Annotated in this window: 13 protein-coding genes; 11 read left to right on the top strand and 2 right to left on the bottom strand. The window is 68.2% G+C overall.

Annotated features, from left to right (window positions below; genetic code table 11):
- The first annotated feature begins 37 nt into the window (after window positions 1-37).
- The 11 genes from IEY91_RS00580 to IEY91_RS00530 all read left to right on the top strand — a co-directional run bounded on the left by IEY91_RS00580 (window position 38) and on the right by IEY91_RS00530 (window position 10,160).
- Window positions 38-1,417, top strand: coding sequence for an MraY family glycosyltransferase (locus tag IEY91_RS00580; protein ID WP_189172427.1), 1,380 nt, complete (start codon window positions 38-40; stop codon window positions 1,415-1,417).
- 282 nt (window positions 1,418-1,699) lie between these two features.
- The gene (locus IEY91_RS00575) at window positions 1,700-2,161 is read left to right on the top strand and encodes a Cg1360 family ATP-synthase-associated protein (RefSeq protein WP_164320650.1); all 462 of its coding nucleotides are present in this window, start codon (window positions 1,700-1,702) and stop codon (window positions 2,159-2,161) included.
- Between the two features lie 228 nt (window positions 2,162-2,389).
- Window positions 2,390-3,208, top strand: a complete 819-nt coding sequence (gene atpB / locus IEY91_RS00570; protein ID WP_491584271.1) for a F0F1 ATP synthase subunit A — start codon at window positions 2,390-2,392, stop codon at window positions 3,206-3,208.
- A 71-nt stretch (window positions 3,209-3,279) separates the two neighbouring features.
- Complete coding sequence (gene atpE, locus IEY91_RS00565) at window positions 3,280-3,525, top strand: ATP synthase F0 subunit C (RefSeq protein ID WP_030361206.1); 246 nt, start codon at window positions 3,280-3,282, stop codon at window positions 3,523-3,525.
- Between the two features lie 41 nt (window positions 3,526-3,566).
- Entirely contained in the window at window positions 3,567-4,115 is a 549-nt protein-coding gene (locus IEY91_RS00560) for a F0F1 ATP synthase subunit B (RefSeq protein ID WP_164320647.1), read from the top strand.
- Window positions 4,112-4,933 (top strand): F0F1 ATP synthase subunit delta, encoded by an 822-nt coding sequence (locus IEY91_RS00555; protein WP_164320645.1) that lies wholly within the window; start codon window positions 4,112-4,114, stop codon window positions 4,931-4,933. Before IEY91_RS00560 ends, IEY91_RS00555 begins: the two co-directional genes overlap by 4 nt.
- Before the next feature lie 124 nt (window positions 4,934-5,057).
- Entirely contained in the window at window positions 5,058-6,650 is a 1,593-nt protein-coding gene (gene atpA, locus IEY91_RS00550) for a F0F1 ATP synthase subunit alpha (RefSeq protein ID WP_164320643.1), read from the top strand.
- Window positions 6,651-6,670: 20 nt separating this feature from the next.
- A complete protein-coding gene (locus IEY91_RS00545) occupies window positions 6,671-7,591 on the top strand; it encodes a F0F1 ATP synthase subunit gamma (RefSeq protein ID WP_164320641.1) in 921 nt (306 codons plus the stop codon).
- Window positions 7,591-9,033, top strand: a complete 1,443-nt coding sequence (atpD, locus tag IEY91_RS00540; protein WP_164320639.1) for a F0F1 ATP synthase subunit beta — start codon at window positions 7,591-7,593, stop codon at window positions 9,031-9,033. Before IEY91_RS00545 ends, atpD begins: the two co-directional genes overlap by 1 nt.
- A 132-nt stretch (window positions 9,034-9,165) precedes the next feature.
- Window positions 9,166-9,540 (top strand): F0F1 ATP synthase subunit epsilon, encoded by a 375-nt coding sequence (locus tag IEY91_RS00535; RefSeq protein ID WP_164320637.1) that lies wholly within the window; start codon window positions 9,166-9,168, stop codon window positions 9,538-9,540.
- A 161-nt stretch (window positions 9,541-9,701) separates the two neighbouring features.
- Window positions 9,702-10,160: a DUF2550 domain-containing protein gene (locus tag IEY91_RS00530; protein WP_164320635.1), complete on the top strand. Its 459-nt coding sequence runs from the start codon at window positions 9,702-9,704 to the stop codon at window positions 10,158-10,160.
- A gap of 98 nt (window positions 10,161-10,258) precedes the next feature.
- Here the strand turns inward: IEY91_RS00530 and IEY91_RS00525 are convergent, their stop codons facing one another.
- Window positions 10,259-10,939 carry a response regulator gene (locus tag IEY91_RS00525; protein WP_164320633.1) on the bottom strand — a complete coding sequence of 227 codons (681 nt, stop codon included), beginning with the start codon at window positions 10,937-10,939 and terminating at the stop codon, window positions 10,259-10,261.
- Window positions 10,936-12,153 (bottom strand): sensor histidine kinase, encoded by a 1,218-nt coding sequence (locus tag IEY91_RS00520; RefSeq protein WP_189172426.1) that lies wholly within the window; start codon window positions 12,151-12,153, stop codon window positions 10,936-10,938. Before IEY91_RS00520 ends, IEY91_RS00525 begins: the two co-directional genes overlap by 4 nt.
- Between the last annotated feature and the right edge of the window lie 39 nt (window positions 12,154-12,192).

Here is a 12,192-nt window from a genome sequence, read left to right as displayed (position 1 = left end):
GGTGCTGAGATGGCCAGCGATACCTGTGGGGAAGCCCGTGCGTGAATATCTGCTGACGCTCTGCATCACGGCCGCGGTGACGTATCTGCTGACCGGCCCGGTGCGGAAGTTCGCGATCGTGGCCGGCGCCATGCCGGAGATCCGCGCGCGCGACGTGCACCGGGAGCCGACGCCCCGGCTCGGCGGTATCGCGATGTTCTTCGGGCTGTGCGCGGGGCTCCTGGTGGCCGACCACCTGCCGAACCTCAGCGAGGTCTTCACGAAGTCGAACGAGCCGCGCGCGCTGCTCTCCGGCGCCGCGCTGATCTGGCTCATCGGCGTCCTCGACGACAAGTTCGAGATCGACGCGCTGATCAAGCTCGGCGGCCAGATGATCGCCGCGGGCGTCATGGTCATGCAGGGTCTGACGATCCTGTGGCTGCCCATCCCGGGCGCGGGGACGGTGTCCCTGACCCAGTGGCAGGGCACGCTCCTCACGGTCGCCCTCGTGGTCATCACCATCAACGCCGTGAACTTCGTCGACGGCCTCGACGGCCTGGCCGCGGGCATGGTGTGCATCGCCGCCGCGGCGTTCTTCATGTACGCCTACCGGATCTGGTACGGGTACGGCATCGAGGCCGCCGCCCCCGCCACGCTCTTCGCGGCCATCCTGATGGGCATGTGCCTGGGCTTCCTGCCACACAACATGCATCCGGCCAGGATCTTCATGGGCGACTCGGGATCGATGCTGATCGGGCTCGTGCTCGCCGCGGGCGCCATCTCCATCACCGGCCAGGTCGACCCGGACGCGATGAAGCTGAACCTCGGCGGCACGCGCGATGCCACGCACGCGATGCTCCCCGTCTTCATCCCGCTGCTCATGCCGCTGACGATCATCGCGATCCCGTTCGCGGACCTGGTGCTCGCCATCGTGCGCCGCACCTGGAAGGGCCAGTCGCCGTTCGCCGCCGACCGCGGGCATCTGCACCACCGGCTCCTGGAAGTCGGTCACTCGCACAGCCGCGCAGTCCTGATCATGTACTTCTGGTCGGCCCTCATCGCCTTCGGCACGGTCGCGTACTCGGTGCACTCCACGAACATGTGGATCCTGCTCCTGATCGTCGCCCTCAGCGCGGTCGGCCTCGGACTGCTCCTGCTGCCGCGGTTCACCCCGCGTACGCCCGGCTGGGCGGAGGGCTTCGTGCCGCCGCGCTACCGGCGCGGCAGGCGGTCGGGGCTCGCGGGGGAGGCGACGGCCACCGGGGCCGCGTACGAAGCGGGGGAGTCCCACGCCGGGACCTCCGGGGCCGGTGAGGACGCTGCCGTCGACGACGACGGGCAGGCCCGCCGGCCCGTGGGCGTCGGTGTCAACGGCGCGACAGCGCTGGGCACTCGCCCGCGCTTCCTGGACCGGCGCAAGGCGGGCTCGTCGCGTTGACGAGGTCGGTGGTGGAGGGTGACGCGGGTGTCAAACCGCTCCATTACCAGACAAGTTGCCCGCGTGCGCGCACAGACGCGCGGGTTACTTCTCATGTGTGACGGCGAGCACACTCGGCAGGTAAAGACCTCATCAAATAGTTTGTGATACCGTTCACGAAACCCGGCAACAGAGCCGAAGGACCGTAGTGCGACGGTCTCTTGGCCCGAGGACCCCACTCGGCCCGGGTCTACGCTCGTCCATGACGACACCCTGCCCCCATCAGTAAGCGGAGCTGCCGCCATGCCGTCCCAAGACACCCGGAATCTCCTGCAGTGCGCCGTGCCCACGGCTGCCGTCGGCGCGATCATCGCCGTTGTCAGCGGCGTGGTCTCGGGCGGCAAGGGAGCGCTCGGCGCTGTCATCGGCACCGCGGTGGTCGTCGCCTTCATGGGACTCGGTGTGTACGTCCTCCAGCGGACGGCAAAATCGCTTCCGCAGTTGTTCCAGGCGATGGGCATGATGCTCTACGTCGCCCAATTGCTGCTGCTGCTCATCTTCATGGGTCTGTTCAAGGACACCACCTTGTTCAACCCGAAGGTATTCGCGCTCGCGCTCGCCGTCTCGACGGTCGTGTGGATGGCGTCGCAGGCTCGCGCGCACATGAAGGCCAAGATCTTCTACGTCGATCCGGAACCCGAACCTTCCTCCGCCCACTCCTCCGAGAAGAGTGAGAAGGCGGAGAAGTCGGGGTCCTCGACGTGAGAGGTAGGGCCGGGATAAATGCACGTTCGAGATGCTGCTATCGTCCGGTGCCAACTGCGGCACTGCAGGCGCGGGCATCTGAGCTGACGCCTGCACCATCGCGAGGCTCGATGCCTGAGCGCCGCTCACACTTCCGAAACACCAGTCCGGTGCCGACCCGCGGCTGCGCGCCGCGCCGACACGACAACGAGGTTGCCGTACCTATGCGTCACGCCGAAGGAGCCCGCGGTGAGTGCTGACCAAACTGAGCTCGCCTTTGACTGGAGCTGTCGGATCATGTCCGACAACGGCTGTGGCTTCCCGGCTCCGGGCCTGCACTCGTTCCTCTTCAAGCCGATCTTCACGGTCGGTGGGTTCGAGTTCAACAAGGTGATGCTGCTCGCCCTGATCGCGACCACGGTCGTGGTGACCTTCTTCTACGCCGCTTTCGGCAAGGCGAAGCTGGTCCCCGGCAAGGTCCAGATGATCGGCGAGGCCGGCTACGACTTCGTACGCCGCGGGATCGTCTACGAGACCATGGGCAAGAAGGACGGCGAGAAGTACGTCCCCTTGATGGTCTCGCTGTTCTTCTTCATCTGGATCATGAACATCTGGTCGGTCGTCCCACTGGCCCAGTTCCCGGTGTCGTCGGTCATCGCCTACCCGTTCGTTCTCGCGGGCATCGTCTACTTCGTCTGGGTGCCCCTGACGTTCAAGCGCCACGGTTTCGTCGGCGGCTGGAAGAACATCACCGGCTACGACAACTCGCTCGGCCCGATCAAGTGGCTCGTCGCGTTCATCGAGTTCTTCTCGAACCTGCTGGTGCGCCCGTTCACCCACGCGGTGCGACTCTTCGCCAACATGTTCGCCGGACACCTGATGCTGGTGATGTTCACCGTCGCCTCCTGGTACCTGCTGAACAGCTGGCTGATCCCGGCGGCCGGCGTCTCCTTCGTGATGACGATCGCCATGATCGGCTTCGAACTCTTCGTGCAGGCCGTCCAGGCGTACGTCTTCGTGCTCCTCGCCTGCTCGTACATCCAGGGCGCTCTCGCCGAGCATCACTGAGCACCCCCGAAACCCCCTAAGCGCCCGGTGGCCAACCCCCACCGGTCCATGAAAGAGAAGGAAGTAACGGCATGTCCGCGACTCTCGAGCTCGCCGCCCTCGAAGGCAACATCAAGGCCCTCGGCTCCATCGGCTACGGCCTCGCGGCCATCGGCCCCGGCATCGGTGTTGGCATCGTCTTCGGTAAGGGCACCGAGGCTCTCGCCCGTCAGCCCGAAGCTGCCGGTCTGATCCGTGCCAACCAGATCCTGGGCTTCGCCTTCTGTGAGGCGCTCGCCCTCATCGGCATCGTCATGCCGTTCGTCTACGGCTCCTGATCGCCGCAGACGAATAGTCCCGTTCGACGAAAGGCACTGATGTGATCGCCAACCTGGTTCAGCTGGCGGCCGAGGAAGAGCAGAACCCGCTCATTCCTCCGGGCCCCGAGCTGCTCGTCGGCACCATCGCCTTCGCCATCGTGTTCTTCTTCTTCTGGAAGAAGCTCCTCCCGAACATCAACAAGGTTCTGGAAGAGCGCCGGGAGGCGATCGAGGGCGGTATCGAGAAGGCCGAGGCCGCTCAGACCGAGGCCCAGAGCGTTCTTGAGCAGTACAAGGCTCAGCTCGCCGAGGCCCGGCACGAGGCCGCGCGACTGCGCCAGGAGGCGCAGGAGCAGGGCGCCCAGCTCATCGCCGAGATGCGGGCCGAGGGCCAGCGTCAGCGCGAGGAGATCGTCGCCGCCGGTCACTCCCAGATCGAGGCCGACCGCAAGGCCGCCGCGCAGGCGCTGCGCCAGGACGTGGGCCAGCTGGCCACCGAACTGGCCGGCAAGCTCGTCGGCGAGTCGCTCGAAGAGCACGCCCGCCAGAGCCGCACGATCGACCGCTTCCTCGACGAGCTCGACGCGAAGGCCGAGGCGACTCGATGACAGCGCATGGAGCCAGCCGCGAGGCCCTGGCCGCCGCGCGTGAGCGTCTCGACGCGCTGACCGACAACACCGCGGTCGACGCGAAGCTGCTCGCGGACGAGCTGGCCGCGGTCACCGCGCTGCTCGACCGCGAGGTCTCACTGCGTCGGGTCCTGACCGACCCGGCGCAGGCCGGCGAGACCAAGGCCGAGCTGGTCGGTCGGCTGCTCGGCGGCAAGGTCGGCGGCGAGACCGCGGACCTGGTCGCCGGCATGGTGCGCTCCCGCTGGTCGCAGTCGCGCGACCTGGTGGACGCCCTTGAGGAGCTGGCCGACCTCGCCGACCTGACCGCCGCGCAGAAGTCGGGCGCGCTGGACACCGTCGAGGACGAGCTGTTCCGCTTCGGCCGGATCGTCGCCTCGAGCACCGAGCTGCGGGCGGCGCTGACCGACCGCGCCGCGACCACCGCCGCCAAGAGCGAGCTGCTGCGCGGCCTGCTCGGCGGGCGTGCGGACGCCGCCACGGAGCGGCTGGTCGCCCGTCTTGTGACCGCGCCCCGTGGACGTAGCCTGGAAGCGGGACTCGAGTCCCTCTCCAAGCTGGCCGCGGACCGCCGGGAGCGCATGGTCGCCGTCGTCACCTCGGCTGTTCCGCTCGCGGACCAGCAGAGGGAGCGGCTCGGCGCGGCGCTCGCGAAGATCTACGGGCGCCAGATGCACCTCAATCTCGACGTGGACCCCGGGGTCATCGGCGGGATCCGGGTGCAGGTGGGCGACGAGGTCATCAACGGCTCCATCGCGGACCGCATCGAGGACGCGCACCGCCGCATGGCGGGCTAGTAATTCAACAAGCAAGATCAACGGCCCTGGTTGGGCCGTGCAGAGGATTCACCTCTTTACATGGGGGGAGTCCCCATCCCCCCAAGTGAAACTTCGGGCCCAACAAGGAGAGCAGGGAACCCAGATGGCGGAGCTCACGATCCGGCCGGAGGAGATCCGGGACGCGCTGGAGAACTTCGTCCAGGCGTACAAGCCGGACGCGGCCTCGCGCGAGGAGGTCGGTACGGTCACCCTGGCCGGCGATGGCATCGCGAAGGTCGAGGGCCTGCCCTCGGCCATGGCCAACGAGCTGCTGAAGTTCGAGGACGGGACCCTTGGTCTCGCGCTGAACCTGGAAGAGCGCGAGATCGGTGCGATCATCCTCGGTGAGTTCAGCGGCGTCGAGGAGGGCCAGCCGGTGCAGCGCACCGGTGAGGTGCTCTCCGTCGCTGTCGGCGAGGGCTACCTGGGTCGCGTCGTCGACCCGCTCGGCAACCCGATCGACGGCCTCGGCGAGATCGAGACGTCCGGCCGCCGCGCCCTCGAGCTGCAGGCCCCGGGCGTCATGGTCCGCAAGTCGGTGCACGAGCCGATGGAGACCGGCTACAAGGCCGTCGACGCGATGACCCCGATCGGCCGTGGCCAGCGTCAGCTGATCATTGGTGACCGCCAGACCGGCAAGACCGCCCTGGCCGTCGACACGATCATCAACCAGCGCGACAACTGGCGCACGGGCGACGTGAACAAGCAGGTCCGCTGCATCTACGTCGCCATCGGTCAGAAGGGCTCGACCATCGCCTCCGTGCGTGGTGCCCTCGAAGAGGCCGGCGCCCTTGAGTACACGACCATCGTCGCCGCCCCGGCGTCCGACCCGGCCGGCTTCAAGTACCTGGCGCCGTACACCGGCTCGGCCATCGGCCAGCAGTGGATGTACGAGGGCAAGCACGTCCTCATCATCTTCGACGACCTCTCGAAGCAGGCCGACGCCTACCGCGCCGTGTCCCTGCTGCTGCGCCGCCCGCCGGGGCGCGAGGCTTACCCGGGTGACGTCTTCTACCTGCACTCCCGTCTGCTCGAGCGCTGCGCGAAGCTCTCGGACGAGATGGGCAAGGGTTCGATGACCGGTCTGCCGATCGTCGAGACGAAGGCCAACGACGTCTCGGCGTTCATCCCGACCAACGTCATCTCCATCACCGACGGCCAGTGCTTCCTGGAGTCGGACCTGTTCAACGCCGGTCAGCGCCCCGCGCTGAACGTCGGTATCTCCGTGTCCCGAGTCGGTGGTTCCGCTCAGCACAAGGCGATGCGTCAGGTCTCCGGCCGACTGCGCGTGGACCTCGCCCAGTTCCGTGAGCTGGAGGCGTTCGCCGCCTTCGGTTCCGACCTGGACGCCGCGTCCAAGGCGCAGCTCGAGCGTGGCCAGCGCATGGTCGAGCTCCTGAAGCAGGCGCAGTACCAGCCGATGGCCACCGAGGACCAGGTCGTCTCCATCTGGGCCGGCACCACCGGCAAGATGGACGAGGTGCCGGTCGCCGACATCCGCCGCTTCGAGCGTGAGCTTCTGGACTACCTGCACCGCAAGGAGCAGGGCCTGATGACCTCCATCAAGGAGGGCGCCAAGATGTCCGACGACACGATCACGGCCATCGGTGACGCCGTCGCGGACTTCAAGAAGCAGTTCGAGACCTCGGACGGGAAGCTTCTCGGCGAGGACGCTCCTGCCGCTGCCGGCAAGTGACGACGGAAGGGACCTGACTCATGGGAGCCCAGCTCCGGGTCTATAAGCGTCGCATCAAATCCGTCACGGCGACCAAGAAGATCACCAAGGCGATGGAGATGATCGCCGCCTCGCGCGTCGTCAAGGCGCAGCGCAAGGTGGCGGCCTCCACGCCGTACGCGACCGAGCTCACCCGCGCGGTCACGGCGGTGGGCACCGGCTCGAACACCCAGCACCCGCTGACGACGGAGGCGGAATCGGCGACGCGAGCCGCCGTTCTCCTCCTCACCAGCGACCGCGGTCTGGCCGGCGCCTTCAACTCCAACGCCATCAAGGCCGCGGAGCAGCTCACCGCTCGCCTCGTGGCCGAGGGCAAGGAGGTCGACACGTACATCGTCGGCCGCCGCGGTGTCGCGCACTACAACTTCCGCGAGCGCAAGATCGCGGAGCAGTGGAGCGGCTTCACCGACCAGCCCGAGTACGCGGACGCCAAGGCGGTCGCCGGACCGCTGATCGAGGCCATCGAGAAGGACACGGCCGAGGGCGGCGTGGATGAACTCCACATCGTCTACACCGAGTTCGTCTCGATGATGACGCAGACGGCCGTCGACGGCCGCCTGCTCCCGCTCAGCCTCGAGGAGGTGGCGGCGGAGGAGTCGGCGAAGAAGGACGAGATCCTTCCGCTGTACGACTTCGAGCCGTCGGCGGAGGACGTCCTCGACGCCCTGCTGCCGCGCTACGTCGAGAGCCGTATCTACAACGCGATGCTCCAGTCGGCTGCCTCCAAGCACGCCGCCACGCGCCGCGCGATGAAGTCGGCGACCGACAACGCGGGTGACCTGATCAACGCGCTCACCCGTTCTGCCAACGCGGCCCGACAGGCCGAAATCACCCAGGAAATCAGCGAGATCGTCGGTGGCGCGAGCGCCCTGGCCGACGCGACCGCGGGGAGTGACAAGTAATGACCACCACTGTTGAGACGGCGACGGCGACGGGCCGTGTCGCCCGTGTCATCGGCCCGGTCGTCGACGTGGAGTTCCCCGTCGACGCGATGCCGGAGATCTACAACGCGCTTCACGTCGAGGTCGCCGACCCGGCCAAGGACGGCGAGAAGAAGACGCTGACCCTCGAGGTCGCCCAGCACCTGGGCGACGGCGTGGTCCGCGCGATCTCGATGCAGCCCACCGACGGCCTGGTCCGCCAGGCCACGGTGACCAACACGGGCGCCGGTATCACCGTCCCCGTCGGTGACTTCACCAAGGGCAAGGTGTTCAACACCCTGGGCGAGGTCCTGAACCTCCCCGAGGAGAACGGCAAGGAGGGTGAGCGCTGGTCCATCCACCGCAAGGCCCCTGCCTTCGACCAGCTCGAGTCCAAGACCGAGATGTTCGAGACCGGCCTGAAGGTCGTCGACCTGCTGACCCCGTACGTCAAGGGCGGCAAGATCGGTCTGTTCGGTGGTGCGGGCGTCGGCAAGACCGTCCTCATCCAGGAAATGATCATGCGTGTGGCCAAGCTGCACGATGGTGTTTCGGTGTTCGCCGGTGTCGGCGAGCGCACCCGTGAGGGCAACGACCTCATCGACGAGATGGCCGAGTCGGGCGTGCTCGACAAGACCGCGCTCGTCTTCGGCCAGATGGACGAGCCGCCGGGCACGCGTCTGCGCGTCGCGCTCTCCGCGCTGACCATGGCGGAGTACTTCCGTGACGTGCAGAAGCAGGACGTTCTGCTCTTCATCGACAACATCTTCCGCTTCACCCAGGCCGGTTCCGAGGTCTCCACGCTGCTGGGGCGCATGCCCTCCGCGGTGGGTTACCAGCCGACCCTGGCGGACGAGATGGGTGTGCTCCAGGAGCGCATCACGTCGACCCGTGGTCACTCGATCACCTCGATGCAGGCGATCTACGTCCCCGCGGACGACCTCACCGACCCGGCGCCGGCCACGACCTTCGCGCACCTCGACGCGACGACCGTGCTTTCGCGTCCGATCTCGGAGAAGGGCATCTACCCGGCGGTCGACCCGCTGGACTCGACGTCCCGCATCCTGGACCCGCGTTACATCACGCAGGACCACTACGACGCGGCCAGCCGTGTCAAGGGCATCCTGCAGAAGTACAAGGACCTCCAGGACATCATCGCGATCCTCGGCATCGACGAGCTGGGCGAGGAGGACAAGCTGGTCGTCCAGCGTGCCCGCCGCGTGGAGCGCTTCCTGTCGCAGAACACCCACGCCGCCAAGCAGTTCACCGGCCTGGACGGTTCGGACGTGCCGCTCGACGAGTCGATCGCCGCGTTCAACGCGATCATCGACGGTGAGTACGACCACTTCCCCGAGCAGGCGTTCTTCATGTGCGGCGGCATCGAGGACCTGAAGGCGAAGGCCAAGGAGCTCGGCGTCTCCTGAGTCCCGTGACTCATGGGAGAGGGGCGGACGCACCCCCTTGCGGGGGACCGCGTCCCGCCCCTCCTCCCACGCCCACTAGAATTTGACCCAACACCCGGCTGAACCGCCGGGTGGTGACCCGAGGAGCCACCCTTGGCTGCTGAGCTGCATGTCGAGCTGGTCGCCGCGGACCGCAGTGTCTGGTCCGGCGAGGCCACCCTGGTCGTCGCGCGCACCACGTCCGGCGACATCGGCGTCATGCCCGGTCACCAGCCGCTGCTCGGTGTGCTGGAGTCGGGCCCGGTGACCATCCGTACGACCGACGGCGGGACCGTCGTCGCCGCGGTGCACGGCGGATTCATCTCGTTCGCCGACAACAAGCTGTCGCTGCTCGCCGAGATCGCCGAGCTCTCCGACGAGATCGACGTCCAGCGTGCGGAGCGGGCGTTCGAGCGTGCCAAGTCGGAGGCCGACGCCTCCGCCGAGCGGCGCGCCGATGTCCGACTGCGTGCGGTGGCGGCGCGCTGACCCCCAGCGCGCGGCGTAACGTGACTCAGCCGCGGCCAGGTCCGGAGTTCTCCGGACCGGGTCGCGGCTGAGGCAATGCGGGTGCAGTTTCGGGTGCGGTTGTTCGGTCCGTGTCGGAAGTCTCGTACTGAGACTGAGGTGAGGCGAGGAGGTCGGTGCCGATGATCCTCGTTCTGCTCGTGTGCGGACTTGTGTTGATCGCGCTGGTGTTGCTGGGGCTCTTCGTCTTCGGACTGCGGCGGCGGCTGATCCAGCGCTCCGGCGGTACGTTCGACTGCAGTCTGCGGTGGCACGCGCCTGATGCCGCTTCGGCGTCCGATACCTCCGGTAAGGGGTGGGGGTACGGGGTCGCCCGCTACAACGGGGATCGGGTCGAGTGGTTCCGCGTTTTCTCCTACGCGCCTCGGCCTCGGCGGATTCTGGAGCGGGCTTCCATCGAGGTGGTCGATCGGCGGGCGCCTGATGGGGAGGAGGAGCTCGCTCTTCTCTCCGATGCCGTTGTGCTGGGGTGTTTGCACCGGGGGGTGCGGTTGGAACTCGCCATGAGCGAGGATGCGCTCACCGGTTTTCTTGCCTGGTTGGAGGCTGCGCCTCCTGGGCAACGGGTGAACGTGGCGTAGGCGTTCATATGGGGCTGCGCCCCTTTCCCCGCTATCGCCGCTTCGCGGCTCGTCCTCAAACGCCGGACGGGCTGAGATCGCCGGCTGAGATTGCTGGCTCAGATTGTTGGCTTTACCAGGGCTGATTCGTATGCCGCAATCACCGCCTGGGCCCGGTCCCGTACGCCCAGTTTCGCGAAGACCGCTGTCACGTGGTTTTTCACCGTGGAGTGGCTGATCTCCAGGGCTTCGGCTATCTCCGTGTTGTCGTAGCCCTTGGCCATGAGGGTCCAGACGTCTGTTTCTCGGGTTGTGAGGTCCGGGCGGGTGCCCGGTGGGGCGCTGTGCGGGCGGGGCGTCGGGGCGGTGACGAAGGCTGAGATCAGGCGGGTCAGGAGGCGGGGGGCCACTGCTGCTTCGCCTGCGTTCACGGTGTGGACCGCCGCCACCAGTTCCTCGGGTGAGACGTCCTTGGGCAGGAAGCCCGCGGCGCCCGCGCGCAGCGCCCCGACCACGTACTCGTCCATGTCGAACGTGCTCAGCGCCAGGACCCGGCACTCGGGGAGTTCCTCGGTCAGGGCGGCCGTCGCGGCGACGCCGTCCAGGCGGGGCATGCGGATGTCCATGAGGACCACGTCGGGGCGCAGGCTCCGGGCCAGCTCGATGGCTTCCTGGCCGTCGCCTGCCTCGCCCACCACCGTCACGCCCGGATCGGCGTGGAAGATCAGCGCGAGGCCGCGCCTGACCAGGGGCTGGTCGTCGGCGATCAGGACGGTCAGCGGGGTGTGTGGAGTCGTCACCGGGTGGCGGCTTTCTCTTGGGGCGCGGGGGTGTGAGGGAGGGGTGGGGGTACGTCGGCGGGCAGGGGCAGGGTTGCCAGGATCCGGAATCCGCCCGCGGGGCCGGCGCCTGCCTCCAGGGTGCCGCCGTGCAGGGTCACGCGTTCCCGCATGCCCACCAGGCCGTGTCCGGGGCCGCCCTTGCGTGCTGTGCCGCCGGTGCCGGAGGCGTCGTTGCGTATCTCGACGGTGAGCAGGCCGGGGGCGTAGTCGAGTCGTACGGTCGCCTGGGCGCCGCCCGCGTGTTTGCGGACGTTGGTCAGGGCCTCCTGGACGATCCGGAAGACGGTGAGGCCCAGGGTGGGGGCCAGCTCACGGCCGTTGAGTTCGGGTTCGCCCTCGACCAGCAGTTCCGTTGCGACGCCCGCCCTGCACGAGTCCGCCACCACCTGTGGCAGGTCGGCTACGCCCGGCTGGGGTGCGGTCGGGCCGCCCTCGGTGTCGTCGTCCGCGCGCAGTACGTCCAGGAGCTGGCGCATCTCGGCGAGTGCGAGGCGGCCGGAGTCCTCCAGGGACTTCAGGGCGTCCTGGGCCATGTCCGCGTCGTGGTGGAGGACGCGTCGGGCGCCGCCCGCCATCAGTTGCATGGCGGTGATGTGGTGGGCGACGACGTCGTGCAGTTCGCGGGCGATGCGGCGGCGTTCGGCGGCGACCGCGTGGTCGGCGAGCAGCCTGCGGTGTTCGGCGTCCTGCCGTTGCCAGCGGCGCGCGGCGCAGCCGACGGCGAGCGCGATGCAGACACCCACCACGTCCGCGAAGATCGCCCGCGCCAGCTCCTCGTGCTCGCTGAGGCCGGGCACCTGGAGGCCGACGAGGGCCACCACGGCCGCGGCGCCCGTGACGCGGGTGCTCCGCAGCCGGGCCACGGAGTACAGGGCGATGACGAGGGAGATGGGCAGGCCGTAGGGGACGGAGGTGAGGGGGGTCAGGACCGCCTGTGCGGCGAGGACCGCGATCAGGACGGTGACGGGGAAGCGGCGGTGCCAGAGCAGGGGCGCGGCGGGCAGCAGGTGCAGCGCGAGGACGCCGAGGCTCCAGGACGTGCCGCCGGGCTCGATGCTCAGGGCGTAGCCGGTGACCTCGATCACCAGGGCGCCGACGGCCACCACGACGTCCTGCGGCTGTGGCCGGAGGTGGAGCCCCTTGATCCTGGGCGGTCGGCTTGGCGCGTGCATGCCTTCGTTCTCCTTCCGCGCGGGTCCGTGATTCATTTC

Source organism: Streptomyces lasiicapitis (assembly GCF_014646335.1).
Taxonomy (GTDB): Bacteria; Actinomycetota; Actinomycetes; order Streptomycetales; family Streptomycetaceae; genus Streptomyces; species Streptomyces lasiicapitis.
This window is presented reverse-complemented; position numbering and strand designations above follow the sequence as displayed.

Bases quoted from the DNA above. Each gene is read 5' to 3' on its own strand.
- IEY91_RS00520 (WP_189172426.1), bottom strand. From the start codon at position 12,153: ATGCACGCGCCAAGCCGACCGCCCAGGATCAAGGGGCTCCACCTCCGG.
- atpA (WP_164320643.1), top strand. From the start codon at position 5,058: ATGGCGGAGCTCACGATCCGGCCGGAGGAGATCCGGGACGCGCTGGAG.
- atpD (WP_164320639.1), top strand. From the start codon at position 7,591: ATGACCACCACTGTTGAGACGGCGACGGCGACGGGCCGTGTCGCCCGT.
- IEY91_RS00555 (WP_164320645.1), top strand. From the start codon at position 4,112: ATGACAGCGCATGGAGCCAGCCGCGAGGCCCTGGCCGCCGCGCGTGAG.
- atpE (WP_030361206.1), top strand. From the start codon at position 3,280: ATGTCCGCGACTCTCGAGCTCGCCGCCCTCGAAGGCAACATCAAGGCC.
- IEY91_RS00575 (WP_164320650.1), top strand. From the start codon at position 1,700: ATGCCGTCCCAAGACACCCGGAATCTCCTGCAGTGCGCCGTGCCCACG.
- IEY91_RS00545 (WP_164320641.1), top strand. From the start codon at position 6,671: ATGGGAGCCCAGCTCCGGGTCTATAAGCGTCGCATCAAATCCGTCACG.
- IEY91_RS00530 (WP_164320635.1), top strand. From the start codon at position 9,702: ATGATCCTCGTTCTGCTCGTGTGCGGACTTGTGTTGATCGCGCTGGTG.